Origin of the sequence: Paenibacillus sp. FSL R7-269 (genome assembly GCF_000517865.1) — a bacterium.
Lineage (GTDB): Bacteria > Bacillota > Bacilli > Paenibacillales > Paenibacillaceae > Paenibacillus_AQ.
Genome location: NZ_ASPS01000030.1, coordinates 76,000 through 102,187, shown reverse-complemented (window position 1 = coordinate 102,187; position 26,188 = coordinate 76,000). Strand labels below are relative to the sequence as shown.

The following is a 26,188-nucleotide window of genomic DNA, read 5'->3' as shown; positions in this document are numbered from 1 at the left end:
AGAGAGCGCATTGTCAGCCAAAGCTTCATATTCCAAGGTTCTAAGAGTGGCATTGATGCTTCTTATGGCTCTGCTGGTTCTCTCGGCCTGCTCGTCCGCCCCTAAACCGGAGGCTACCCGGCCTCCTCAGCCGACTGAAGCGCCGGAAGAAGGGCAGATGATTACGGTCATCACCCCGGATAACAAGAATGTGGAACCCGAAAATGCAAAGAAATATCAGATTCAGACGCGGCTGACAGACTTCCGGCTGCTCACCTCCTCGGCAGGACTGGCCTGGGGGGTAACGCGCAACGAGCTGCGAATGTACATGACGCTCAATAACGGCAAGACCTGGGCGAATATCTCACCAGCTACGAATGTACAGTTTCTGAACAATCCGGTCTACGGCAAAGAGATTTTCTTCACCGACCCCGAACATGGCTGGATTATCCGCAGTTCGTTCGGCTCCACCGAGACCGTGGTGCTGCGTACCACAGACGGGGGACACAGCTGGCAGATCTCTGCGTTCCCCGATTCCAACAAGCTGTCCTCCATATACTTCAGCTCTGGTCTGAACGGCTGGCTTATGACCAAGTGGGATGCTAGTGCCACCAAAGAGAGCAAAGCCTTGTATGCTACCAAGGATGGCGGAGCCACCTGGAGTCTGATGATGCAGAATGAGCAGTATAATCCGAATCTGCCGAGTAATTCGATTCCGCATGCCGGGGTCACGACCGGGATGATCTTTAATGATGAGAGCCGCGGGTTTGTTATGCTGCAGACTGGCGCTCTGCCCAAGATCTATATGACCAGGGATGGAGGGGCGACCTGGGTACCCGGTTCGGAATTCCTGGTCAATGATAGCTTTGCCGGATGTGACCGGGTGGTTACGGGTGTCCCTGAATTCTTCGGGGAGAATGCGGCCGGGGGCTGGATGCCGGTCGGCTGTCAGAAGGACAAAGAAGACAGTATGAGCTTTAACGGTTATTTTACCGCCAATGGGGGAGAGAATTGGAAGTTCACCACATTCGGGCGGCCGGTGCTCTCTGGGATGAACCGGAAGGTGGCACCCGACTTCCTGAATGCCATGACGGGCTGGTCGCTGGAAGGCAACCTGCTCTATAAGACGGTGAACCAGGGAGTGACCTGGACGGCCCTCCCGGCCAGCACGGTGCTGCAGTCCAAGCTCCTGGAGTATCCGGAGGTAGTGAAGCTGCAATTCATCTCAAGTGATGTAGGCTGGCTGCTGATCTCTAAGGAAGAAGACCGCAGGTCGATCCTGCTTCAGACCACCAATGGCGGCGAGAGCTGGCGTGTAATGTAATACTCTGCAAGAGGTTATCCGTTCTGACGGATAGCCTCTTTTTTTCACATTAAATCCGCTTAAAGTCCTCTACAATATAAGGAAAAATCTTATTTAAAATTTTCTTTAAAAATGTGAAAAAAATCACATGACAAACTCTGATTCCTGTGATATATTTAACACATAGAAAGCAAGTTCATTTTTTCACAAACTTTCAAACAAACCTTCAACCCGAATAGGAGAGATTACAATGACAACTTTTGAAACGGATTATATGACTAGAAACCTGATGCAACTGTGCTACAACTGCGATGACGCTCACCTGTGCCAGACTGAAGAACAATGCAAAGCCTGCTGGGCAGAGAACGGCATGATGCCGGAAGAAACGAACGAAACCAGACAACTGTTAGACCTCGTACATGCTTAATGTAACCGCCACTCGGGTATTATAGAAGGCCATTTAAGTTCCCGGCAGTACTGGAACCTGAATGGTCTTTTTGCAAATATAAGACCTTATATGTTTAACACGATAACTTATCCTTCTATTTCTCGCTGAAACGGTACCATCCTTTCAAAGGACGGCGAAGCCGTTTCTACTTGCGTTTCTACCGGTGCTGTCTTGCAGACAAGGGGCATATACATGTAGAGAAGCCTATAGGGGCAGGTGTGCTAACTACTTGGGAATAAGGGGGAAGAGACAATGGGAACGGGGAGTGATCCATCCTGGCTGTTCGATTTTACAGGAACGGTATTGCCGGTCTTTCTCGCTCTGGTCGTGGGGATCATCGCTGTGTCTGCTGGCCGGGGATTGCTTCAGTGGAGCCGGAACAACAAAGCCCCCCTGCAGTCCATTCCCGCCCGTATCGTGAGCAAGCGGACCGAAGTACGCCAACAGCAGTCCCAGGAGGATAGCCTCTCCAGCCGGACCAGCACCACCTACTATCTGACCTATGAAGCTGAAGATGGGGTGCGCAGAGAATTCAAGGTGGAGGGACAGGAATACGGGATGAGCGCTGAGGGGGATCAAGGTATACTGACCTATCAGGGCACACGGTATCATGGCTTTCAGCGGCGCCCTCATTACTCCACGGCGGAGTAGATAAGAAGATGGAAATGTAATATAGATGGTTATTGTGACCCCCTAGTTCCCGTTGTGGAGCAAGGGGGTTTTTGGCGTGTCGCCAACATAGGGACGGATGAGGAAGCGGCAGAAAATTGGGTGCAGACTGTCACCTCCTGGGCGAATACACATACAATACAGCGAGCAGCAAAAGAACAACGGAGAAAACAATAGTCTGCATAGCCTCACCCGTCAATGAAATGTATGCAAGGAGGAGAACGCGTGGCTGTCATCAAAACAAACTCGGAGGACGTAAGAGTGCTTGCACGGCTGATGCGGGCAGAAGCTGAAGAGGATGGGGAGTCAGGCATGCTGATGGTCGGCAATGTCGGCGTGAACCGGATTCTCGGCAACTGTCTGGATTTCAACAACATCCGCAGTGTGAACGACATGGTGTACCAGAGCCCCGGGGGCTTCGAAGCCCCGCAAAAGGGATATTTCTATCAGCGGGCGCGGGAGGCTGATATCCGGCTGGCGAAACGAGCGATTAACGGGGAGCGAACCTGGCCGGCCTCGAATGCGCTCTGGTTCTTCCGCCCGGTCGGTGATTGCCCGGCGACCTGGTACAATCAGCAGAATACCGGACGCTACAAGGCCCACTGCTTCTTCACTCCGACACAGGGAGATTGTCCGGCAGTATACTAGGCAAGACAAGGCAATTATTACACTTTAGGAGGTATTCCGTACATGATCGTTCAACCGTACCGCCCAGTTCCTTATATGATGGGCAGCAATCCCGCAGGCAGCATGAACAATATGGATAACATGAACAACATGAATAACATGAGCAATATGAACAATATGAACAATATGAATAACATGGGACACATCGGGAATATGGGTAAAATGGGAAACATGGGAAACATGGGAAACATGGGAAACATGGGGAATATGGGCACCATGGCCGCCATGCCGCCTCAGGTAAGCAGCGGAAGTCCCATGATGCCCGGCGGCACGGTGGTCTCCACAGCTGCACCCGTGTTTGAACAGTCCTATGTGGAGAATATTTTCCGCCTGAATCTTGGCAAGGTGGGCACCTTCTATTTCACATATGAGAATAACAAGGACTGGAATGCCAAGGTCTACACCGGGGTGCTTGAAGCTGCGGGCCGTGACCACCTGATTATCAGCGACCGGGCTACCGGACAGCGGGTGGTGCTGCTGATGGTTAACTTTGATTACGCCACTTTCGAAGAGCCGCTTGTCTATCAATATCCGGGTGTAATCGGGAATCCGCTGGGAGTACGCAACTGCTAAACCGCTTTTCCGGGCATTTATCCATAGAATCATCCAAAAACGGCTGTCCGCCTTGGTTTGAAGGCGGTCAGCCGTTACTTATGCTCCCGTACGTACATATGCTGTATTTTTCGAGGGGACACGCATGCTTGCTGTTTCACCTAATATATTTATATAATGAAAGTATTATTTATAATCCGTGATTTTGTATAGGAGATGAGGGCATTGGGGAATTGATACGCAAGGGTTCTCTTAGCGTAATCGAGTCTGACATTTTGAGCAAACGAAGGAGGTGGGCCTATCCAGCCGTACAGATTACGGTGGATAGGAGTATAAATTGAGCGACCCTTTACCCGGTATATTACATGTAGGACTTATTATTTTGCTTGTGCTGCTTAACGGTTTTTTCGTTTCGGTGGAGTACGCGATGGTGAAGGTGCGCAGCGGGCGCATTGAATCGCTGATTGAGGAAGGCAGCAAGAGAGCGCTGGCGGCAAGGAACATTGTCCATAATCTGGATGGATTTCTGTCGGCCTGCCAGCTTGGGGTAACCCTTGCTTCACTTGCACTGGGCTGGCTGGGAGAACCGGCCGTGGCCACGATTGTGGGGCCGCTGGTCAGAGGTCTGGGCTTTGATGAAACGACCGTATTTGTCATCTCCCTGATTATTGCCTTCATGTTCATCACGGTTCTCCATATCGTACTCGGCGAGCTTGCACCGAAGACCATTGCTGTGAATAAGGCTGAGGCGGTGCTTCTGTTAACTGCGGGACCGATGAATGTGTTCTACCGGATCATGTTTCCATTCATCTGGGTGGTTAACGGGCTTGCCCGGGGACTGCTGAGGATCTTCCGTCTGACACCGGCTTCCGAGCTGGCTACTGCGCATACGGAGGAAGAAATCCGCATTCTGATGCAGGAGAGTAACAAAAGCGGCTTGATCGACAACACAGAAATGACACTGGTGGATAATATTTTTGGATTTGCCGACACGATGGCCCGGGAGATTATGATTCCGCGTACCGAGATGATCTGTCTGAACACGCATCTGGAGACGGAGGAGAATCTGGAGATTGCCTTCGATGGCATGAGAACCCGTTATCCGGTCTGTGACGGTGACAAGGACCATATTCTTGGTTTCATTCATATCAAGGATATGATTCGGGAGAAGGCACCGAGCTATAATGAACTGATCCGTCCGATATTGACGGTACCGGAATCGATTCAGATCAGCAGCCTCCTGAAGGTCATGCAGCGTGCCAAGACCCAGATCGCCATTCTTATTGATGAATACGGCGGTACCTCGGGGATGGTTACACTGGAGGATATTATGGAAGAGATTGTCGGTGAGATTCAGGATGAGTTCGACGAGGAGCGGCCCGGCATTGAGCAGCTGGGAGAGGATGAGTTCTCTTTAGACGGACTGATGCTGATTGAAGAGATTAACGACAAGCTCGGAATCCATATGGAGACTGATGATTATGATACGATCGGCGGCTGGCTGTATTCCAAGCTGGAGGTCAATCCGCCGCAAAAGGGCCAGTCTATTGAGTTCGACAATCATTTATTCGTGGTCGAAGAAACCGATAATAAGCGGATTTCCCGGATTAAGCTGCTGAAGCTGCAGTTATTGACGGAAGAAGCCGGAGCATAAGCTGTTGCATATACTATAAGCATGGCGCTACTACAGCGCTGTGCTTTTTTGTCATTATAAGGTTCTTTGTCATTATATGGATGAATGGTTCTGGCGTTATTGCGATTCGGCTGGATTTAAGGCGGGTAAGGGAGTGTAAATACATGTAATATATCCGACTCAAGAAAGGGGCGGGAGCGTTGGAGCATCCTTTGAACACTTACAATGATCTGCTTGTCCTCTTGTCGGTTGCGGTAGCCTTTCTCTCCTGCTTCACGGCGCTCGATCTGACGGAACGCCTGCTTCGCGGCCAGCGGAGCTCCCGGTTCATTCTACTCATCTCCCTGGTGCTTGGCACAGGCCTGTGGAGCATGCATTTCATCGGGATGCGGGCAATGGAAATGGGCGTTCCGGTATCGTATAATCTGCCTCTGCTGGCGTTCTCTCTAGTGATCCCCGTCGCAGCTTCTTATATGCTGTTAGTTATGCTGAATAACCCGCACACCCGCAGCAGGGTCTATCTGGCTCTGGGCGGCCTCTTGTTCAGCAGCGGCATCCTGATTATGCATTTCAGCGGCATTCTGTCGATGAGACTTACGGCAACGTATGAGCAAGGCGCCTTCTCTATTACACTGGCGGTGTTGTTCGCCCTGATCGTCCCGGTGGTCACCGCATCCTATGATCCGAAGTGGCTGGAGCAGGCCTACAATATGTTCAGCTTCAAAAAACTGCTGCTTGTCCTGACCCTGACCGGCGCGTTCACAGGCATCCATTACGCTGCCATGGCGGGCGCTTCATTCCCGATAAGAGAACAGACCAGTGCTGCCGGACAAGTGCTCTATTTGCAGGATTCCATACTGGGAATGATTCTCTGCGGCTCTTTCCTGTTCATTGTGTCGATCGTCCTTGCTCTGCTGTACAGGGACCGGCAGCGGATACTCCAGTCAGCAGCTTTTAATGAGCAGCGGTATACTGCGCTGTTTGAGCATAACCCTGATATGGTGATCTGTATTGATCCTGCACGCAAGAAGATTATCAGTGCTAATCCTGCTCTGCGGGACATTACCGGATATAGCAGAGAAGAACTGGGGAATTATAAGGCGATACTGTACAGCGAACGGGATGACGCGGCTGTTCGGGATGCCGTAACACGTGCGTCACGGGGCCAGTCCTCTAAGCTTGAGCTGAAGGTCCGGAGCAAAGGCGGGGAGCAGCTGATCTGCAGTGTCACCGTCTTTCCTTTGCTGCATCATACGGAGCAGTGGGTCTATATTGTGGCCGAGGATGTGACAGCCCTTATGAAGTATCAGTATGAGCTGCTGGAGGCCAGGGATGCCGCGGAGAGTGCTGTGACGATGAAGAGCGAGTTCCTTGCCACCATGAGCCATGAGATTCGCACACCGCTGAACGGCATTATCGGTGTCAACCAGCTGCTGGCCGAGGAGATCAGCAATCCCGAGCATCTGGAGCTCCTGCGGCTTCAGAGTACAAGCAGCCACGCTCTGCTGCATGTGATGAGCGATATTCTCGATATCTCCCGGCTGGAGGCGGATAGTCTCTCGTTGACCAAGGATACATTCGGGCTGAAGGCGCTTCTCCAGGGCTGTATGGATCTGTTCGTGGTGAGCACGCAAGACAAGCCGTTATCCCTGGAGCTTGTGATCGAAGAGGGGCTTCCCGACAAGTTCACCGGGGATGCTGCGCGTATCCGCCAGATTCTGATCAATCTGATCGGCAATGCGGTGAAATTCACGCCATCCGGCACGGTAACGGTTAAGGTGGAGTCCTATGGCGTCAGGGAGACCGCTCAGGCGCTGCAATTCATGGTGCGCGACACCGGCATTGGCATCTCCCCGGATAAGCTGCAGCTGCTCTTCCAGTCCTTCTCGCAGGTGGACGCGTCGCATACCCGCAAATACCCCGGAACGGGTCTGGGCCTTGCGATCTGCAAGAAGCTTGTAGACCTGATGCAAGGAGAGATCTGGGCAGAACCGGCAGAGGGAGGCGGTACACAATTCTTCTTCAGAATTAAGCTGCAGTCGCAGGAGCATTCCCCGGAGGTATTCTTCGGCAAGGATACAGGGGGCGGGGAGTCAGCAGAGGAGAACGAAGCCGTATAAGCAGCGATTGCCAACAAGAGAGTTAACATTATATAATTTGAAAGTAACTATTCTTTTATCACGACAGTCCTGAGGACGGAAAGGAACTCTCTTTGAGCAAAACAAAAAAGAACAATGTCATGGCTCCCCAAATGAGCAAGCAGGAGAAGCGCAGGGCAGAGCAGGAACAGCAGAAGCAGAAAACGAGAATTCTGATCGTGAGTACGGTGGCTATCGTCGTTATTATTTTTGTAGGCTTATTCATACTTGCTTCGAAGGACTCTTCTCCTGCCGGTACAGACAGTAAGCCGGTTGCCTTCAATTACAGCGAAATGATGCGGCTTGGCAAGGAGGATGCTCCGGTTAAAATTGTGGAATTCGGCGATTTCAAATGTCCGGCTTGCGCCCAGTTCACCGGTGTGATCAAACCGCAGATCGTTCAGGGTTATGTAGATCAGAATAAAGCAGCCTTCTATTTCGTGAATCTGGCCTTCATCGGCAAGGATTCCAGAACGGCCTCCCTGGCAGCGCTTTCGGTGTATCATCAGAACCAGGAAGCGTTCTGGAAATACTTCGATGCGATCTATGCCAACCAGGGGAATGAAGACAAGGAGTGGGCTACGCCTGACTTCATGGTGAGTCTCGCCAAGCAGCTGGAGCTGCCGGTCGATTATGACCTGCTGCGCAAGGATATTGACGACCGCACCTATGCGAAGGAGCTGGACCGGGATATTCAGCTTGGCACGGATGCGGGCGTAACGAATACACCTTCCTTGTTCGTGAACGGCATCAAGGTGAAGGAGCCTTTCAATATGGAGGAGATTGACGCTCAGATTCAAGCAGCTACAGCAGCAGCGGGAGCTGCCCAATGACAGCCTTCTCTGCCTTCTGCCGGCGAAATTGTCTCTACTTGGCCTGGTTCGTCTGTGTGGTGGCTGTAGCGGGAAGCCTGTATCTCAGTGAGGTCCTGCATTACGAGCCGTGCAAGCTGTGCTGGTTCCAGCGGATCTTCATGTACCCGCAGCTGTTCTTGCTGGGGATCGCCACCTACCGGGCGGACAAGCGGATCATTCCTTATGTGCTTCCCCTTAGTCTGATCGGCGGCTGTATCTCTATTTATCATTATGCAGAGCAGAAAATTCCGGCGCTCAGCAAGGTGCTTCCCTGCACCATCGGCGTACCGTGCAACAAGGATTATCTGAATTGGTTCGGATTTGTTACGATCCCTCTGCTTGCACTTATAGCCTTTGTCTTAATCTCCATTCTGCTCTGGACAGGACGGAAAGAGGAGCCTGCAGAGTAAGAAGCTGACGGGCAGAAGGAAGAGAAGAGAATCCCCTTAATTTTAGCGAAAAATAATATACAAAAACCCTGTAAAATCACGTGTTAAAGGGATAATGAAAGAGAATGAAAGATCAAGACATACCGGATGATGAATTTGGTTGTTTTGAGTGCTTTTCATTCTTTTTTCATTTGTTTCCACGCTTTACGGAAGACGTATTGTAGCTTAATATTAGTCCTTGTGAGAAGTTGAATATGCGCTGAATTTTCCGGAAGGAAAAACGGGGGAACCACACTTTGGCCAAGGCCAAAAGGGGTGAATCGGAGCAGGCCGCAAGGGCTGTAACCGTAGGGCTACCACAGTCCGAATCCGCCAGCTAACCTCGTAAGCCACTAGTGGGATAATGACCATGCACATTAGGCATGCGGATCATTTCCGTATGCTTATTTTGGTGCCTGCATTTATGAAATCCACTTATGAAAACAGCGCAGGGAAACCCCATTTTCAACTTAACCAAGAGAGGAACTGTTACTACAATGGTAAGCAAGGTAAAACGACTATTGATCGGGCGTCCGATGAAGTCGAACGAACTCGATCATGAAAAGTTATCCAAGGTGAAAGCACTGGCTGTCCTGTCTTCTGATGCGCTCTCGTCTGTAGCCTACGGAACAGAACAAATTCTAATCGTACTGGTGGCCGCCGGGTTCACCGCCATCTGGTACTCCTTGCCAATTGCATTAGCCGTACTGGGCTTGCTGGCTATTCTGATTCTGTCCTATCGGCAGACGATATTCGCTTATCCGCAGGGCGGAGGAGCTTATATTGTAGCCAAAACCAATCTTGGAGTGCATACTGGGCTTCTGGCCGGCGGCTCGCTGCTGGTGGATTACATTCTGACGGTGGCGGTAAGCGCCTCGGCGGGGACGGACGCGATCACTTCAGCTTTTCCAAATCTGCATAATCATAGTGTCCTCATAGCGGTATCTGTTATCGTACTCTTAACGATTGTTAATCTGCGCGGGGTGACCGAATCGGCTTCGTTCATCGCCATCCCGGTCTATCTGTTCGTCGTCTCCATCTTCGTGCTGATTATCGCAGGGATCTTCAAATATGCAACCGGCGGGGCTCATGCACACGTTCCTGAGATTGGTACGGCAGTCTCCAATGTCAGTATGTTCCTGCTGCTGAAGGCATTCAGCTCCGGTTGTTCGGCCCTAACCGGGGTAGAGGCGGTCTCCAATGCCATTCCTAACTTCAAAGCGCCGGCGGAGAAAAATGCAGCCAAAACGCTGATGCTCATGGGCCTCATTCTCGGAGCTATGTTCACAGGCATTACGCTGCTGGCTTACTGGTACGGCATCATGCCCGATGAGAAGGCCACCGTGGTCTCACAGATTACCGAGTCTACCTTCGGCCGTGGCGGGCTGTACTTCTTCATTCAGGGGATTACGGCGGTTATCCTGTTCCTGGCAGCCAATACGGCGTACTCGGCCTTCCCGCTGCTGGCGTTCATGTTCGCCAAAGACAAATATCTGCCCCATGCCTTCATGGTGCGCGGCGACCGGCTTGGCTTCTCCAACGGCATTATTTTCCTCGGCGTCATGTCGGCAGTGCTCGTAGCTGCATTTCACGGGAATACGGAAGGACTCATTCCATTATATGCAGTAGGGGTATTCATTCCGTTCACGCTGTCGCAGCTAGGCATGATGGTCCAATGGTACAGAACGAAGCCGCAAGGCTGGCAGAGCAAGTTCGCCGTGAATACGGTCGGGATGCTCACCACGTTAACGATCACCATGATCTTCATTATCACCAAATTCTCCAGCGTGTGGATGGCCTTCATCTTCCTGCCGGTCGTCATTATCGTGTTCCACCGGATTCACCGCCATTATATGAATATTGCCGATCAGCTGCGGATCTGTCCCGCTACCGATAAGCCTTGTATCAAAGGAAGCACCGTAGTCGTTCCGGTCGCCGGTGTGACCCGCGCAGTACTACATTCGATCAGCTATGCGAAGTCATTGACTGATAATGTGGTCGCTGTATATGTAGGCTTTGATGAAGAAGAGATTCACAAGATGGAGCAGAAGTGGGAGGAGTGGAACCCCGGAGTACGCCTGATCGTACTGCGCTCCCGCTACCGCAGTATTATCCGCCCGCTGGTGAAATTCATCGATACAGTAGAATGGAAGACCTCTTCAACGGATCATATTACCGTCCTGATTCCGCAATTCGTTACCAAGCATTGGTGGCAGGCGGTGCTGCATAATCAGACCAGCTTGTTCATCCGCTCTTATCTGATGAATCAGAAGGATATTGTCATCGCCACGGTTCCTTTCCATCTGCATAAATAATATAGAAGATTATAGAAAGACGGCTGTTTCTGCTTCATGCGGAGGCGGCCGTTTTTACGTTTTAGTTGACAGAGATAATGAGAATCAATATCATCAATCTATAAGCAATAATTGAGCTTGTCTGTTTCATAGCCATATTTATAATAGAGGAGCCTTGCTCCATTACATTTATACGAGGAGTGTTATCATGTCGGAACGTTTAAATACAGAGCAGCTGAGCATCGGATATGCGGAGACAATGATTGTAAAGGGGCTGAATCTGTCGCTTCCGACAGGGAAGATTACGGCGCTCGTCGGAGCGAACGGCTCCGGGAAGTCCACGATTCTGAAGACGATGGCCCGGATCATGAAGCCGAAGAGCGGCAATGTCATGCTGGACGGGAAGTCTATTCACAATCTGTCCACCAAAGAGGTGGCCCGCCAGTTGGCGATTCTGCCGCAGAATCCTACTGCCCCGGACGGGTTAACGGTATCTGAGCTGGTAGGGTACGGTCGGTATCCGCATCAGAAGGGCTTCGGCAGCCTGACGCCTGAAGACCGCAGCATTATTGCCGAGGCGATTGAATTGACCGGCATGAATGAATTCCGTGACCGGCCGATTGACCGGCTCTCCGGCGGACAACGGCAGCGGGCCTGGATCGCCATGGCGCTGGCACAGCAGACGGAGATTCTGTTCCTTGATGAGCCGACGACTTTCCTGGATATGGCCCATCAGCTGGAGGTGCTTCAGCTGCTGCAGAAGCTGAATGAGCAGGAAGGCCGGACGATCATTATGGTTGTCCATGATTTGAACCATGCCTCCCGTTACGCGCAGCATATGGTAGCGATCAAATCCGGCAATGTGATCAGTGAAGGCGCTCCGAATGAGGTAATGACACCGGCAGTGCTGCGTGAGGTATTCGGCATTGAGGCGGATATTGTGCCTGATCCGCGTACAGGTGTGCCGCTCTGTCTGCCTTACGAGCTGGCTGCGTACAAAGTTGCCGGGCTGTAGGAGAGGAACATGAATGAATTCCTGAGGCAAGAATATAGTTCCAAGTTCGATCTCCATGCTAAGGTACCCGAAGGAGCCGTGTATTCCTTCGCCGCTGCAGAACTGGCAGAAGAGGCGGGGATGAGGACCTTCATGGAGGCTTACCGGCCGCTGATGAAGGCGCTTGACGATAAAGCGGCCGGTGCGTATTTCGGTGGTTATCTGAGCATTATTGCACTCGCGGTCCAGTATTCCGTGACCGGCTACCTATGTGTACCGGACTTCAGCTTACGGAACCTTCAGCTGCATCTCGTTCCGGCAGACGGCTACTGCCGTGTTGCCTTCTCGCTTCGTGAATGGGGGATGGGACAAGCTCCTGCGGATGAGCCTGAACGGAAGGCCTGGCGCAATGAGGTGCTCACCAGCTTCTACCAGAGCACAGCCGTGCCGCTGATCCGCATGGCTTCACAGGTGAGCGGCCTTTCGCATGGGGAGATCTGGGGACAGATGCCGACCAAATTCAATTATTATGCGGAAGCCTTTGCTGCTGAGCTTACAGATCCGCTCCAGCTACGCCGGCTGGAGGAGGATTACGCCTATCTGAAGGATGAGCTGCCTGCTGCCGTATTCGGGATGCCGCGGAATCCGTTCCAGGTGAAGGTGCGGAGAATCGAATCGCTCGCGGACCCGCAGCAGACGGTTCAGATGCGTAACCGCTGCTGCATGTATTACAGGACTGAGGGCGGGCGGCTGTGTTATACCTGTCCCCGGATGAAGGAGGAGGAACGGTCCGCACGGCGGGAGGAATTCCGTTCCGAGAGCACGGCGGCTATCAAATAGGGTATAATTGGGAATTTCGAAGCATAATATTGCTATATGCAGCTTCTTAACAGGCTCCTGTCATTGACAAGGGAGCCTGTTCGTTGTTAAAGTTGTGGTTGCTGAAGCCGTGATGGCCCGGCAATAAGCACCACCATTATCTTGTTCATAGAGTTAGGAGTATGAAGAATGAATATTGACAACATATATGAGGATTTGCAGCCGCTAGTAACAGCAGGCTCGCTGAAGCGCCGTGAGAGCCTTAAGGATCTGGTCTATACCCGCATGGGCGGCGAAGCGGATATCTTGGCTGCCCCGGTTACATATGAAGAGATCCAGATCATCTCTGCCTATGCCCTTGATCATCAGATCCCGCTTACGATTCTCGGCAACGGCTCCAATGTCATTATCCGGGACGGAGGCATCCGCGGCATCGTGCTCCAGACCTCGGATCTGTCCGGGATGGGCATCCGTGACGGGCTGCTGTATGCGCAGTGCGGGGCGAAGATTATCGATGTCTCGCGCTATGCGCTGGAGCAGGAGCTGACCGGTCTGGAATTCGCCTGCGGCATCCCCGGCACGGTAGGCGGGGCTCTGTATATGAATGCCGGAGCCTACGGCGGTGAAGTGAAGGATGTCCTGCACAGTGCGCTTGTGATCGATCAGAATGGCCAGCTCCTCACCCTGCACAGCGATCAGCTGGAATGGGGATACCGCAGCAGCATCTTCGCCAGCGGACAGTATATTGTACTGGAGGCGAGATTCAAGCTTCTTCCAGGCGATCCTGCCGCGATTAAGGCGTCCATGGATGAGTTAACCTATCTGCGGGAATCGAAGCAGCCGCTGGAGTATCCGTCCTGCGGCAGTGTCTTCAAGCGGCCGCCGGGCCGGTTCGCGGGGCAGCTGATTCAGGAGAGCGGACTCCAGGGTACGCGCATCGGAGGCGCAGAGGTCTCGCGTAAGCATGCGGGCTTCATTGTCAACGCCGACAATGCAACGGCCAGTGATTATATCGGATTAATCCAGCATGTCCGCTCAGCGGTGAAGCACAAGTTCGATGTAGAGCTGGAGACGGAAGTGGAGATTATCGGGGAAGAATTATAGGCGATAGTTTTTGCCAAGTGGAAACGATTTTGCTGTCCTTTTATAGGACGGTGCCGTTTCGGCGAGAAATAGAAGGATAATTTATAGCGCAAAAAACATAAATTCTTATATTTGAAAAGAGGGTGCAGTCCTAAGCCGGTATGTTGGCTTAGAGCTGCACCCTCTTTAGATTCTTACGGCCGGAGCCGCCGGATAATCAGCTTACAGCCAGCGAATATATCGCCCGGCTCGTCTGCAGGTCCACCTTGGCTTCGGACACTTCATGAAGCTGTAGCCCGCTCACTGCCAGCTCATATCCCGGCTGCGGCAGGGGCACCAGCTCACCATCGGCATTCAGGGTACTGCCTGTACCGCGCAGAATGACCGCACTGTCCAGATAATCATCAATGACATCGTCAGCGTTCCGGTAGTCTACGGTCTCCAGCTTGAAATGGACAGTGTCCAGATCCTCCAGCTCCCGTTTTTCGATGACCAGTGTTGTATCCTTGCGGGCTTCCAGCCAATCGATAAGCTTCTGTACGTTTGCTTCCATAGTATGATCCCATCCTTCGGTTAATAGAGATTGTTATTTCTAAGTTACCCCTTTCAATACAAATGAATCCGTGCAATTTAGTTGTACTATGCAGGGTGTTTGCCTTTCTTCATTCGTGTGTAAACTATTCTTATGCATTGTAATGATGCCAATATCTTATAAGAAGGTGAATCGAATGGGGAACGCATTATTATGGGGCGCAGTCTCCGGCTCGGCGGTCTTGATTGGCGCTCTCTTGGCGTTATTCCTGCGTATTCGAAGCAAGCTGATCGGCTTCATTATGGCGTTCGGTACCGGGGTGTTGATCGGCGCGGCGGCGTATGAATTGTTAGAGGATTCTGCCAGTGACGGCGGGCTGGCCCCGACGATTATCGGGTTCACCGCCGGGGCACTGGTGTTCACGGTGTTCGACTGGCTGATCTCGCGCAAGGGCGGAGCCGGACGCAAGCGCTCAGCCAGAGCCTCATCAGGGAAGAGCGACGCCAAGGGCGGAGGTCTGGCTATTTTTGCCGGAACGGTACTGGATGCAATTCCTGAATCGATCATGATCGGCGCAAGTCTCATTGCGGGTCAGGGCGTTAGCGTACTGCTGGTCATTGCTATCTTCATCAGCAATATTCCTGAAGGCTTATCCAGCACAGCTGGACTGAAGCAGGACGGTTATGGCAAAGGCAAGATTATGCTGCTGTGGCTCGGCGTGCTCGCTATCTCCACACTGGCCTCAGGGGCTGGGTATGCGTTCATGGATCACGCAAGCAGTTATACGGAAGCGGTGATTGCCTCTTTTGCCGGAGGAGGAATTATTGCCATGGTGTCCTCCAGCATGATGCCCGAAGCCTACGAAGAAGGGGGGCCGCTCACGGGGTTCATCGCTGCGATGGGACTGCTGTGCTCGCTGATTCTGGATCAGCTGTGAGGGTTGTCAAGCCCGCTGCAATCATGGTATAGTTCAAGACGCACCAAGATAAAGAAGGAATCTGCGCCGCGCGCAGGAGAGGTTCGCGAACTCCCTCTATAAAAAACTAAGCTATCTTAGTAGAGCCAGGTTTTCGAAATCTCGTTCTTCTTTCCAGTTCAGGCTATGAGCCTAGGGAAAAGAGAGGGGTTTTTTGTCATGTCAGAAGGCAGAACGCAAGAGGAAATGCAGGAGGTTACCCTGCTGGGCAACCAAGGCACGCAGTACAAGTTCGGCTATGATCCGGGAATTCTGGAGGCGTTCGATAACAAGCATCCCAGCCGGGATTATTTTGTCAAATTCAACTGTCCCGAGTTCACCAGCTTGTGTCCCGTGACCGGCCAGCCGGATTTCGGGGTGATGTATATCTCGTACATTCCGGATATCCGGATGGTAGAATCGAAGTCACTGAAGCTCTATCTGTTCAGCTTCCGTAATCATGGCGATTTCCATGAGGACTGTGTCAACATTATTATGAATGATCTGATCTCGCTGATGGAGCCGCGTTATATTGAAGTGTGGGGCAAATTCACGCCGCGCGGCGGCATTTCCATCGATCCTTACTGCAACTGGGGGCGTCCGGGAACCAAATATGAGGCGATGGCCGAGCACCGGCTGATGAATCATGATCTGTATCCCGAGAAAGTGGACAACCGTTAATCCGCAGGAACCAGCTTCGCAGAGCCATCAGGAGGAGAGATCATTATGGTAAATAGAAAAGCATTAGTCGTCTTCAGCGGCGGCCAAGACAGCACGACCTGCCTGGCGTGGGCATTGCAGGAATTCCAGGAGGTTCAGGTCGTCACATTCAATTATAATCAGCGTCATGCGGCCGAGATTGAAGTTGCCAAGGCGATAGCCGCAAGGTTCGGTGTGAAGCAGCATATTCTGGACCTGGGGCTGCTGAACCAGCTTGCTCCGAACGCTTTGACCCGGGATGATATTGACATCACCGCAGGTGAAGGGGAAGAGCTGCCCAGTACGTTCGTGGATGGACGTAATCTTCTGTTCCTGTCCTTCGCGGCCATTCTGGCCAAGCAGCTTGGCTACTCCAACATTATCACCGGGGTCTGCCAGACGGACTTCAGCGGGTACCCGGACTGCCGTGATGTGTTCGTGAAGTCGCTGAATGTTACGCTTAATCTGTCGATGGATGCGGAATTCGTCATTCATACCCCGCTGATGTGGCTGGACAAAAAGCAAACCTGGAAGCTGGCAGACCAGCTGGGCCAGTTCGACTATGTGCGGGAGCAGACCTTGACCTGCTATAACGGAATCATCGGCAGCGGCTGCGGCACCTGTCCGGCATGTCTCCTGCGTCAGCGCGGTCTGGAGCAATATGAGGCAGAGCGTCAGGAGGCGGGACTATAATGCGGGGTGAAGTAGCCGTCTGCAAAATTTTCACCTTCGACGCCGCCCATCAGCTTATCGGACACAAGGGGAAATGCAGCAATCTGCATGGGCATACCTACAAGCTGGAGGTAGTGCTGAAGGGTGTACCGTCCGCTGAGGAAGGGCAGTCGGATGAGGGGTTCGTCATTGACTTCAGCGATATTAAGGCGGCTGTGCAGGGGGCGGTGGTGGAACGGCTGGATCATGCTTTTCTGGCCATGGGCAATGAGCCTGTGCTGGAGACGCTGCTGGCGACAAGCTCCAAAGTCGCACTGCTCTCCTTCCGCACTACAGCGGAGAATCTGTCTACCTACATTGCCTATGAGCTGAAACGGGCGGCGCTGCCGGTGTACTCAGTCAAGCTATGGGAGACTCCTACCTCCTGGGCTGAGGTGCTGGCAGCAGATCTTCCCGAGGAGGGACCGGCGTACCGTCTGTATGGTGGCTGTGATTATGAGTAGAATTCCCGTGATTGAAATGTTCGGCCCGACGATTCAGGGGGAAGGGGCGGTTATCGGCGTCAAAACGATGTTCGTCCGCACCTACGGCTGCGACTACCGCTGCGGCTGGTGCGATTCCGCCTTCACCTGGGACGGCTCGGCCAAGGATAAAGTGACGATGCTTACGCCACAGGAGATTCTCTCCGGGCTGCAGGAGCTGGCCGGAGAGAATTTCGGCTGTGTCACCATCTCCGGCGGGAACCCGGCGTTAATTGGGGAGGCGATGGGAACGTTCATCTCCCTGCTCCATGAACGAGGCATTCAGGCGGCGATAGAGACGCAGGGCAGCCGGTGGCAGGACTGGTTCCATGAGGTGGATGTGCTGACGATCAGCCCCAAGCCGCCCAGCTCCGGGATGCATACGGACTGGGATAAGCTGGATGAGATTATGCATAGAGTCGCTTATAACGGCAAGGTTGCGCATAGCCTGAAGGTGGTTGTTTTTAACCGGGAGGATTATGAATATGCCCGTAAGGTACATTTCAGATACCCAGAGGTTCCGCTGTTCCTGCAGCCGGGCAACGATAACGTCACCGAGGAAGGCGACATCTCCGGCCGTCTGCTGGGGCGGCTGGAATGGCTGTTCCAGCTAGTCATTGCCGATCCGCAGATGAACCGTGCACGGGTGCTGCCGCAGCTGCATGCCCTGATCTGGCATAATAAGCGGGGGAAGTAAGATTTTCTCATAAAAATTAGCTATACTTAAGACTGGGCTTCCTGAGCAGGGAGGCCCGGTCTTTTACTATTTGCAGGAAACAGAGGAGGAATTATAATGGAGAATGGTTATTACGCAGGCTGGGGTACACTGGCTCTGATTAATGCCGGACTGGCGCAAGGAAAGAACCGGAGCGGAATGAACTGGTTTCTGTTGTCGTTGCTGCTGGGACCGCTTGCTACATTTATTCTGGTAATCTCTGAGAAGCTTCCAGAGTAGAAGGGTAATATAATTATAGAATCGGCACAATAGCTACACGGGGGAGGTAGAAGCAATGACGATGCAGGCTATGAAGCCCATCCGGCGGTCCAAGCTGCGTTTGTTTGCAGGGAAGCGGTATTTTACCTGGAAAAGATACTGGAGATGGATCACAGCCAGCGGCCGCCTGGCTACAGAACAGCGCAGTGAAGCTCTGCCGTACGAAGCGGCCAGCCATGCTACACCGCTGCTGCGCAAATTACGCAATGTCGATATGCAGCTTCAGCACAACAAAATCGTGAACCTGAGGCTCGCGGTGGCGAAGCTTGACGGGCTTGTCATACAACCAGGCGAGAGCTTCTCTTATTGGCGCAGGATCGGCAAACCGACGCGAAGAAAAGGCTACCTGGACGGAATGGTGCTACACTATGGCGGGTTCCGTTCCGGCACAGGCGGCGGGCTCTGCCAATTGTCCAATCTGATCTACTGGATGACGCTGCATACCCCGTTGACCGTTACCGAACGACACCGGCACAGCTATGATGTCTTTCCCGATGAGCAGCGGACCCAGCCCTTTGGCAGCGGGGCTACCTGTGCCTATAATTATCTGGATCTTCAGCTGCGCAATGATACAGAGCATGCTTATCAGCTTAAGCTGCATCTGGATGAGACGCATCTGTACGGGGAATGGCGCTGTGCAGGACAGCAGCTCTACCATTATGAAGTCTATGAAGATGGGCACCGTATCAGCCTGGAGCCATGGGGCGGGTATATCCGGCGCAACGCAATCCGCCGCAGGGTGCTGACGCATAGCGGAGAGCTGGCCGGTGACGAAGCGGTGGCCGAGAACCACGCACTGATGATGTATTCCCCGCTGCTGCACGGATAAGGACAAGTGGAAACGGCATTGCCGTCCTTTTAAAGGACGGTACCGTTTCAGCGAGAAATAGAAGGATAAGTTATTGTGTGAAACATATAATTTCTTATATTTGAACAAATATAAGGCATGGAACCCGTCAGAGGCGGATTCTGCGCCTTTGTTTTGCGTTGGAAATGAAAAAATGCTGCATTTTTCTCCGATTTACGTTAAATTAACATAATGAGTCTTACATCCTATGAAGGGGCGTTCTGTTATGCGTACTAATAAACCGCCCGTTCCCGTGCCTCTCTTGATGGTAATCGGAATTGTGGCCATCTCTTTTTCTTCTATCTTCATTAAATGGTGCTCCGCGCCCGTATCGGTCCAAGGGATGTACCGGCTGCTGTTCACCTCGCTGCTGATGCTGCCGTTCGCCCGTCCCTATAGCGGGGCACTCTTTCAGCTGCGGCGGAAGGACTGGCTGCTGCTGGGAGTGTCCGGTGTCATGCTTGCCCTGCATTTTCTGCTGTGGATGGGTTCGCTGAGTTATACCTCGGTAGCCAGCTCGACGATGATTATGGCGCTGGAGCCGTTATTCATTATGTTCGGTGCGTACATACTGTATAAAGAGCGTAATTCGATCTTTGCCATTCTGGGGATGGCGATTGCCATCTTCGGCGTTACTTTTATCGGCTGGGGAGACATTGGCTTGTCTGCTGAGAATCTGAAGGGCGACATGCTGTCGGTTGGCGGAACCGTAGCGGTAGCCGCGCATATGCTGCTTGGACAAAAGCTGGTGGCGCGTATGCCGTCCTATCTGTACAGCCTGATTGTATTTATCGCTGCGGCCATCGTATTTGCCGTCTACAATCTCGTGACCGGCATACCGTTCTTCGATTATCCGGCCCGGGAATGGGGCATCTTCGTCCTGCTGGCGGTAGTGCCAACCGTCTTCGGCCATATCCTGTTCAACTGGCTGCTGCAATATACGTCTGCGACTACTGTCTCGATGAATATCCTGGGAGAGCCTGTCGGCGCGAGCATTCTGGCATTCCTGCTGTTGGGTGAGCAGCTTAGCGGCCTGCAGTGGGCTGGCGGGGTGCTGGTCATGGCCGGGCTGGGCGTCTATCTGTATGCCGGGCGCAGGAAAGCGCTGAAGCTCCGGCAGTCTCTGCCGAATGCTTCCTAGGCGGTTTGATTACATTTTATAGAACATAGATAAAGGGGTAACGAAAGCAATGAATGAACCTAATCAGAATGAACCGGATGGCCTTAATAAGGAAGCGCCACCTACCAGCGAGGAGCTGTGGAATGAGGATACCTATGCGGCCTGGACCAGCCGGTTCGGAACCCCTGCCGAGGCTGCGGAGAAGCTGTCTAAGGACCCTGCGGGGAAGCTGTATCCGCTGAATACCTATCTCGGTGAAGTGAAGGGCCGGAGGATCATGAATCTGATGGGCTCTAACGGCATGAAAGCGGTGGCGCTGGGACTGCTGGGCGCTGAGGTGACTGTCGCGGATTTCTCGGAGGCCAATGCCCGTTATGCCGGTGAACTCGCGCAGGCGGCCGGGGTACAGCTTGATTATATCGTGTCGGATGTCCTGGAGCTGCCGGAAGCGTATCTTAACGGCTCTTATGATACGGTTTTTGCCGAAATGGGGATTGTTCATTATTTTACGGATTTGGCTCCGTTCATGGCTACGGCATACCGCTTGCTGGCACCCGGCGGGACGTTCGTGCTGCGGGATTTCCATCCGGTAACGACCAAGCTGATCTCCTCCAAGGGGTCGACGGCCAAGGTGCGCAAGCATAAGGTGAGCGGGGATTATTTTGATACGGCGCTTGAAGAGAAGCAGGTGTCCTATTCCAAATATATGCCGTCCTCAGGAGCAGCGGCGGAGGCGGTCAAGCCGAATGTCGTCTACTGGCGGCGCTGGACGCTGGGCGAGCTGGTTACTGCTGCCGCAGCCAGCGGACTGGTGATAAGAGAGCTGGTGGAGGAGCCTAATCTGTCGTCGGATGTGTACGATAAGGGAATTCCCAAGACCTTCACCCTGGTCGCTGTCAAAAGATAATAAGGTTCACCACTACACGGTATCCCCGTTAGCGCAGTTACACAGGCGCTCAGGGGATACCGTTTTTTCATACATAACCCGCCGCCATCCCGGCAAAAGCCTGCTGGAGCGGAGAGAGTGTATAATCCTTGCGCCAAGCCAGCACAAAAGACCCGTCAGCCGGAAGCATTCCCGGCAGCTTGGCGTAGGCCAGACGGCCCGCCGCAACTTCAGCCTCAATCCCGGAACGGGAGAACACCCCCACCATTTGGCCTGTGTACAGCATCCCCTTGACTGCCTCCGGCGAGCCCAGCACCGCATGGTTCCAGACCCTAACATTATTAAGCTGTGCCCACTGGTCAGAGATTCCGCGCAGGAAGGAGGCGGCTTCATGCTGCACCCAGGGCTCGCGGGCTACGGCTTGGGCGGTCAGCTCCTGCTCCCCGGCAAAGGGATGCTCCGGCGCAAAGACCAGCACCGTCTCCTCATCAGCAATCACTTGCGTATGGAAGGTATCGTCTTGCCCCTCTGCACTGTGCAGTACGGCGAGCTGGATCTCCCGGCTGCGCAGACGCTCCCGGATGACGTCATCCGGGAGCACGGACAGATAGATATCGATCCCGTCATGCTGCTGTGTGAATTGGGACAGCAGTTTGGGCACAAGATAACTGGCAGGGATATCGCTGGCGGTAAGCTCCAGATTCCCCGAGGCGAGTGAGGTGAACTGCTTGACCGTCCGCTCGGCCTCCGCGCTTAGCGAGACAATGCGGACCGCATATTGATACAAGGCCCGTCCGGCATCCGTCAGCAGGACCCGGCCGCTCCGGTACTGGAACAGGGAAGCGCCCAGCTCACTCTCCAGACTTTTCATATGGAAGGAGACGGTAGGCTGCTTAAGGTTCATCTCGGCAGCTACATCTGTTACTTTTTTATATTTTTCGATGAGAACTAAGATTTGCAGCTTTACAAGGTTCATGAAGATTCCTCCGGGGATGGGGCAAAAAAAACCCTATTGTTGTTTCGATATAGATTTTATCTATTTAACTATTTAATTTATATTATAACTTTTATCCTCCGGTTTACAAACTCAGTACTTTTATCTAACGAACGGGTCCTAGAATAAGAAGAGTCAGAAGAGACGCTGATAGACACACAATAATGCTTCCCGAGTGAGTTTTGTACGAAGCAGATGGAACGCAGCAGACACTCACAAAACCTTTAGGAGGAAAAAAAACAATGCAATTCAAAAAATCGTGGATCATGGCTTTGACTCTTACCAGCGTACTGGCACTTTCAGCATGCGGCAACGGAAACAACGGGGGAAATAAGGCAACAACCAATACCGGAGGAAATACACCAGCTGCCACAAACACAGAATCCAGCAGCGGTACGAAGCTAAGCGGTTCGGTCCTGGCGTCAGGCTCCACAGCACTTCAGCCGCTCGTAGAGCAGGTAGCTGAGGAGTTCATGAAGACTAATGCAGGCGTAGACATTCAGGTTCAAGGCGGCGGCAGCGGAACCGGCTTGACGCAGGTCTCTGAGAAGCAAGTCGATATCGGGAACTCAGATGTATTTGCTGAAGAGAAGCTGAAGGATGCGGCAAAAGCGGCTGAGCTTGTTGATCATCAGGTAGCGGTTGTAGCGATTGCAGCAGTTAGCAACCCGAAGGCAGGCGTAGACAGCTTGACCAAGCAGCAGCTGATCGATATTTTTACAGGTAAAATCACGAACTGGAAAGAGGTCGGCGGCGCAGACCAGGCCATCCAGATCATCAACCGTCCGGCAAGCTCAGGTACCCGTGCTACCTTCGAGAGCTTCGCTCTTGGCACCAAAACCGAGGATCTGAAGGGCTCGATTCAAGAGGATTCCTCCGGTACAGTTAAGAAAATGATCGGCGAAACACCGGGAGCGATCGGTTATCTGGCACTGTCCTACCTCGATGATTCTGTAAAAACCTTGAACTATGACGGCGTTGAGCCTTCTGTAGACAATGTAGTGGCCGGTAAATATCCGGTGTGGGCTTACGAGCACATGTACACTAACGGTGAACCTAATGAGACTGTAAAAGCGTTCCTGGATTACTTCCTGACGGATGAAGTACAGACTGGAGACGTTGTAGAGCTTGGCTACATCCCGGCTTCCAAAATGCAGGTATCGCGTGATGTGGCAGGTACTGTAACACCTAAATAAGCTTCACCGGTTCACAGTTAGGATTGGATTTAAACTTTAATGTGATTAGAGGCGGATCTCTTCTGCCTCTCTTTTCACTTTAGAAAGAGGGAGCATCTTGAGGGGACAACCAACTAACAAGCGGCTGGAAAAACATCATATAGAAAATTTAATCGGACGTATTTATATGTCCTTTTGCGTGCTGCTGCTCATTGTCATCATTGTATCCATGGTCTATTTCGTAGCCTCCAAAGGCGTGGCCAACTTCGTGAGCGGTGAGGTCAAGGTCTCAGAATTCCTGTTCGGCACGAAGTGGTCGCCTGAAGCAGACACGCCATCCTATGGAGCCTTCCCGTTCATCTCGGGTTCCTTCCTGGTTACCCTGCTGGCTGCGCTTATCGCAAGTCCGCTCAGCATCTGCGCGGCGCTCTTCATGACGGAGATTGTACCGGGCTGGGGTAAAAAGCTGCTGCAGCCGGTCATTGAGCTGCTGTCAGGTATTCCATCCGTTGTCTACGGCTTCGTAGGCTTAAGCGTCATTGTTCCATTTCTGCGGGATACGCTGCCCGGACAGGGCATCGGGGTGGCTGCAGGCGCGCTAGTGCTGTCGGTCATGATTCTGCCGACGATTACCAGCGTGGCTGCAGACGCGCTTGCTTCATTGCCGCAAAACTTGAAAGAATCATCCTTTGCGCTCGGTGCCACACGCTGGCAGACGATCTCCCGGGTCATTCTCCCGACGACCTTCCCTGCGATTATGACGGGTGTAGTGCTTGGTATGGCCCGCGCCTTCGGCGAGGCTCTTGCTGTGCAGATGGTTATCGGTAACGCGCCGTTCGTGCCTCACTCACTATTCGAGTCTGCGTCCACACTTACCAGTGTCATCACGCTGGGTATGGGGAATACAACGATGGGTTCACCGCAGAACAATGCGCTGTGGAGTATGGCGCTAGTGCTCATGCTGATGACCTTTGTATTCGTCCTGCTGGTGAGAATGCTCGAAAGGAGAAATAAAATTTGAAGCCTAGAACTGCTGACAAAGTAGCCACTGCCGTTATAGTAACCCTGGCCTTGCTGATCGTAGCCATCCTGGTTAGCTTACTCGGATATATCCTGATCCGCGGTTTCAATCATATTAGCTGGGACTTCCTGACCTCGGCGCCGCAAAAGATCCGCGCAGGCGGAGGCGTCGGGCCGCAGCTGTTCAACTCCCTGTTCCTGCTGGTGCTGACCTTGATCATCACCGTGCCGCTGGGGCTGGGTGCCGGAATCTTCATGGCGGAGTATGCGCGTCCCGGCAAGCTGACCAACTTCATCCGTCTGGTTGTGGAGGTATTGTCTTCCTTCCCGTCGATCATCGTGGGTCTGTTCGGTCTCTTGCTGATCGTCAACACCTTCAATCTCGGTTTCTCCCTGATCTCGGGCGCGCTCGCGCTAACCTTCTTCAACCTTCCGCTGATGGTGCGTATTACGGAACAAGCCTTCCGCACAGTGCCTAAGCAGCAGAAGGAGGCGGGCTTCGCGCTCGGATTATCCAAGTGGAAAATCGTTACCTCGGTCTTGCTCCCGGTAGCGCTGCCGACTATCATCACCGGTACGATTCTGTCGGCTGGCCGTGTGTTCGGCGAAGCGGCTGCGCTGATGTTCACCGCAGGGATGAGCAGCCCGCGCCTGGACTTCAGCAACTGGAATCCGCTGAGCCCTTCCTCACCGCTCAACCCGTTCCGTCCGGCGGAGACGCTGGCGGTGCATATCTGGAAGGTCAACAGTGAAGGCCTGGCACCGGATGCGCTTCAGATCGCAGCGGGCGCTTCAGCCGTCCTGGTGCTGACCGTATTAATCTTCAATCTGGCTGCCCGTTATTTCGGCAGATTCATCTACCGCAAGCTTACTGCATCCAAGAGAATGAGCTAGGCTTGTTAGGCAGAGGGAGGACACAGGCTTCCGAAGCGGGTTTTGCGTAGAAGAGTCGGAACGTGTAAGCTATCAGAACTTTTAGGAGGAGTAAGAGATGGGAATAGCGGAACCAGTGGTGCGCGAATCATTTCAAACGGAGGATCTGAGTATTTATTATGGGACGTATGAGGCGGTGAAGGGGATTAGCCTTCCTTTTGCGCAGAATACGGTTACCGCATTGATCGGCCCGTCGGGCTGCGGGAAATCCACCTTTCTCCGTTCATTGAACCGGATGAATGACGATATCTCCGGCTCTACGACCAAGGGCAGCATCTGGATTGACGGTGTCGATATCAATGCTACAGGCACGGATGTAATCAAGCTGCGGCAAAAGATCGGCATGGTCTGGCAGAAGCCCAATCCGTTCTATAAATCAATCTACGACAATATCGCCTTCGGCCCGAAATATCATGGCATCAAGGGCAAACAGGCGCTGGATGAAATCGTGGAGAGCAGCCTGCGCCGCGCCGCCCTGTGGGACGAGGTCAAAGACCGCTTGAAGGATTCCGCTCTGGCGTTATCTGGCGGACAGCAGCAACGTCTGTGTATCGCCCGCGCGCTGTCGGTCAACCCGCAGATCCTGTTGCTCGATGAGCCGGCTTCGGCCCTTGACCCGGTATCAACCGGTAAGGTGGAGGAGCTGATCAAGGAGCTGAAGGAGGAGCTGCGCATCGTGATCGTCACCCATAACATGCAGCAGGCCGCGCGGATCTCGGACTACACCGCCTACTTCTATCTCGGCTCCCTGGTGGAATATGACAAGACCGAGAAGGTCTTCACGAACCCCGAGAACCAGATGACGCAGGAATACATTATGGGCCGGTTTGGCTGATCGGGAGACTGGTACAGACGGGCATAGACAAAATCGATAACACTGATCGTTCAGGACACCATCCGTTGCGGGTGGTGTTTTTGGCTGTTCAGAAGATAATGGGCCGGAAAGGGATACGTGGGGC

At 52.9% G+C, this 26,188-nt stretch carries 28 protein-coding genes and 2 riboswitches; of the genes, 26 read left to right on the top strand and 2 right to left on the bottom strand.

All coding sequences use genetic code 11. The annotated features are described in order from the left end of the window. The first annotated feature begins 10 nt into the window (after positions 1–10). The 13 genes from C162_RS15430 to murB all read left to right on the top strand — a co-directional run bounded on the left by C162_RS15430 (position 11) and on the right by murB (position 13,902). Positions 11–1,303, top strand: a complete 1,293-nt coding sequence (locus tag C162_RS15430) for a WD40/YVTN/BNR-like repeat-containing protein (protein ID WP_051493537.1) — start codon at positions 11–13, stop codon at positions 1,301–1,303. 229 nt (positions 1,304–1,532) lie between these two features. Further along, the gene (locus tag C162_RS36630; RefSeq protein ID WP_179090460.1) at positions 1,533–1,709 is read left to right on the top strand and encodes a hypothetical protein; all 177 of its coding nucleotides are present in this window, start codon (positions 1,533–1,535) and stop codon (positions 1,707–1,709) included. Between the two features lie 273 nt (positions 1,710–1,982). Then, positions 1,983–2,381 (top strand): DUF2500 domain-containing protein, encoded by a 399-nt coding sequence (locus C162_RS15425; protein WP_036695387.1) that lies wholly within the window; start codon positions 1,983–1,985, stop codon positions 2,379–2,381. A gap of 243 nt (positions 2,382–2,624) precedes the next feature. Beyond that, a complete protein-coding gene (locus C162_RS15420; RefSeq protein WP_036695386.1) occupies positions 2,625–3,047 on the top strand; it encodes a cell wall hydrolase in 423 nt (140 codons plus the stop codon). A 210-nt stretch (positions 3,048–3,257) separates the two neighbouring features. Beyond that, a complete protein-coding gene (gene gerQ / locus C162_RS15415) occupies positions 3,258–3,659 on the top strand; it encodes a spore coat protein GerQ (protein ID WP_235218446.1) in 402 nt (133 codons plus the stop codon). 316 nt (positions 3,660–3,975) lie between these two features. Then, positions 3,976–5,292: a hemolysin family protein gene (locus tag C162_RS15410; protein WP_036695384.1), complete on the top strand. Its 1,317-nt coding sequence runs from the start codon at positions 3,976–3,978 to the stop codon at positions 5,290–5,292. Between the two features lie 179 nt (positions 5,293–5,471). After that, positions 5,472–7,391 (top strand): sensor histidine kinase, encoded by a 1,920-nt coding sequence (locus C162_RS15405; RefSeq protein WP_051493535.1) that lies wholly within the window; start codon positions 5,472–5,474, stop codon positions 7,389–7,391. 92 nt (positions 7,392–7,483) lie between these two features. Continuing rightward, a complete protein-coding gene (locus C162_RS15400; RefSeq protein WP_051493533.1) occupies positions 7,484–8,242 on the top strand; it encodes a DsbA family protein in 759 nt (252 codons plus the stop codon). Further along, positions 8,239–8,673: a disulfide oxidoreductase gene (locus C162_RS15395; RefSeq protein WP_036695382.1), complete on the top strand. Its 435-nt coding sequence runs from the start codon at positions 8,239–8,241 to the stop codon at positions 8,671–8,673. Before C162_RS15400 ends, C162_RS15395 begins: the two co-directional genes overlap by 4 nt. A 226-nt stretch (positions 8,674–8,899) precedes the next feature. Continuing rightward, positions 8,900–9,059, top strand: a riboswitch (cyclic di-AMP (ydaO/yuaA leader). Positions 9,060–9,188: 129 nt separating this feature from the next. Beyond that, a complete protein-coding gene (locus C162_RS15390) occupies positions 9,189–11,006 on the top strand; it encodes an APC family permease (protein ID WP_036695381.1) in 1,818 nt (605 codons plus the stop codon). Positions 11,007–11,193: 187 nt separating this feature from the next. After that, entirely contained in the window at positions 11,194–12,000 is an 807-nt protein-coding gene (locus C162_RS15385) for an ABC transporter ATP-binding protein (RefSeq protein ID WP_036695380.1), read from the top strand. Positions 12,001–12,009: 9 nt separating this feature from the next. After that, the gene (locus C162_RS15380; RefSeq protein WP_036695379.1) at positions 12,010–12,819 is read left to right on the top strand and encodes a (2Fe-2S)-binding protein; all 810 of its coding nucleotides are present in this window, start codon (positions 12,010–12,012) and stop codon (positions 12,817–12,819) included. A 168-nt stretch (positions 12,820–12,987) separates the two neighbouring features. After that, positions 12,988–13,902: a UDP-N-acetylmuramate dehydrogenase gene (gene murB / locus C162_RS15375; protein WP_036695378.1), complete on the top strand. Its 915-nt coding sequence runs from the start codon at positions 12,988–12,990 to the stop codon at positions 13,900–13,902. Between the two features lie 196 nt (positions 13,903–14,098). Here murB and C162_RS15370 read toward each other — a convergent pair whose 3' ends face one another. Beyond that, positions 14,099–14,434, bottom strand: a complete 336-nt coding sequence (locus C162_RS15370; RefSeq protein ID WP_036695377.1) for a hypothetical protein — start codon at positions 14,432–14,434, stop codon at positions 14,099–14,101. A 175-nt stretch (positions 14,435–14,609) separates the two neighbouring features. Here C162_RS15370 and C162_RS15365 point away from each other — a divergent pair, with 175 nt between their 5' ends. The 9 genes from C162_RS15365 (at position 14,610) to C162_RS15330 (ending at position 21,128) form a co-directional block, all read left to right on the top strand. Next, positions 14,610–15,350, top strand: a complete 741-nt coding sequence (locus C162_RS15365) for a ZIP family metal transporter (RefSeq protein ID WP_036695376.1) — start codon at positions 14,610–14,612, stop codon at positions 15,348–15,350. A gap of 72 nt (positions 15,351–15,422) precedes the next feature. Further along, positions 15,423–15,466, top strand: a riboswitch (PreQ1 riboswitch). Positions 15,467–15,548: 82 nt separating this feature from the next. After that, positions 15,549–16,049 (top strand): preQ(1) synthase, encoded by a 501-nt coding sequence (gene queF, locus C162_RS15360; RefSeq protein WP_036695375.1) that lies wholly within the window; start codon positions 15,549–15,551, stop codon positions 16,047–16,049. 45 nt (positions 16,050–16,094) lie between these two features. After that, on the top strand, positions 16,095–16,760 hold the full coding sequence (queC, locus tag C162_RS15355) for a 7-cyano-7-deazaguanine synthase QueC (protein WP_036695374.1): 666 nt from the start codon (positions 16,095–16,097) through the stop codon (positions 16,758–16,760). After that, positions 16,760–17,242, top strand: a complete 483-nt coding sequence (locus tag C162_RS15350; protein ID WP_036695373.1) for a 6-pyruvoyl trahydropterin synthase family protein — start codon at positions 16,760–16,762, stop codon at positions 17,240–17,242. Before queC ends, C162_RS15350 begins: the two co-directional genes overlap by 1 nt. Then, positions 17,235–17,957, top strand: coding sequence for a 7-carboxy-7-deazaguanine synthase QueE (gene queE / locus C162_RS15345; protein WP_036695494.1), 723 nt, complete (start codon positions 17,235–17,237; stop codon positions 17,955–17,957). The genes C162_RS15350 and queE overlap by 8 nt, the downstream gene beginning before the upstream one ends. A gap of 96 nt (positions 17,958–18,053) precedes the next feature. Continuing rightward, complete coding sequence (locus tag C162_RS36625) at positions 18,054–18,215, top strand: hypothetical protein (RefSeq protein WP_179090458.1); 162 nt, start codon at positions 18,054–18,056, stop codon at positions 18,213–18,215. A 55-nt stretch (positions 18,216–18,270) separates the two neighbouring features. Beyond that, positions 18,271–19,083, top strand: a complete 813-nt coding sequence (locus C162_RS15340) for a VanW family protein (protein ID WP_036695372.1) — start codon at positions 18,271–18,273, stop codon at positions 19,081–19,083. 244 nt (positions 19,084–19,327) lie between these two features. Then, positions 19,328–20,242 carry a DMT family transporter gene (locus C162_RS15335; RefSeq protein WP_036695371.1) on the top strand — a complete coding sequence of 305 codons (915 nt, stop codon included), beginning with the start codon at positions 19,328–19,330 and terminating at the stop codon, positions 20,240–20,242. A gap of 49 nt (positions 20,243–20,291) precedes the next feature. After that, on the top strand, positions 20,292–21,128 hold the full coding sequence (locus tag C162_RS15330) for a class I SAM-dependent methyltransferase (protein ID WP_036695370.1): 837 nt from the start codon (positions 20,292–20,294) through the stop codon (positions 21,126–21,128). Positions 21,129–21,195: 67 nt separating this feature from the next. Here the strand turns inward: C162_RS15330 and C162_RS15325 are convergent, their stop codons facing one another. Further along, positions 21,196–22,083: a LysR family transcriptional regulator gene (locus tag C162_RS15325; protein ID WP_051493531.1), complete on the bottom strand. Its 888-nt coding sequence runs from the start codon at positions 22,081–22,083 to the stop codon at positions 21,196–21,198. Positions 22,084–22,343: 260 nt separating this feature from the next. Between C162_RS15325 and C162_RS15320 the strand changes: the two genes are divergently transcribed. The 4 genes from C162_RS15320 to pstB all read left to right on the top strand — a co-directional run bounded on the left by C162_RS15320 (position 22,344) and on the right by pstB (position 26,064). Beyond that, the gene (locus tag C162_RS15320) at positions 22,344–23,297 is read left to right on the top strand and encodes a phosphate ABC transporter substrate-binding protein PstS family protein (protein ID WP_036695369.1); all 954 of its coding nucleotides are present in this window, start codon (positions 22,344–22,346) and stop codon (positions 23,295–23,297) included. A gap of 166 nt (positions 23,298–23,463) precedes the next feature. After that, complete coding sequence (pstC, locus tag C162_RS15315) at positions 23,464–24,297, top strand: phosphate ABC transporter permease subunit PstC (protein WP_442792440.1); 834 nt, start codon at positions 23,464–23,466, stop codon at positions 24,295–24,297. Beyond that, positions 24,294–25,190, top strand: coding sequence for a phosphate ABC transporter permease PstA (pstA, locus tag C162_RS15310; RefSeq protein WP_036695366.1), 897 nt, complete (start codon positions 24,294–24,296; stop codon positions 25,188–25,190). Before pstC ends, pstA begins: the two co-directional genes overlap by 4 nt. A 97-nt stretch (positions 25,191–25,287) precedes the next feature. Beyond that, positions 25,288–26,064 carry a phosphate ABC transporter ATP-binding protein PstB gene (gene pstB / locus C162_RS15305; protein ID WP_036695365.1) on the top strand — a complete coding sequence of 259 codons (777 nt, stop codon included), beginning with the start codon at positions 25,288–25,290 and terminating at the stop codon, positions 26,062–26,064. Positions 26,065–26,188: the final 124 nt, after the last annotated feature.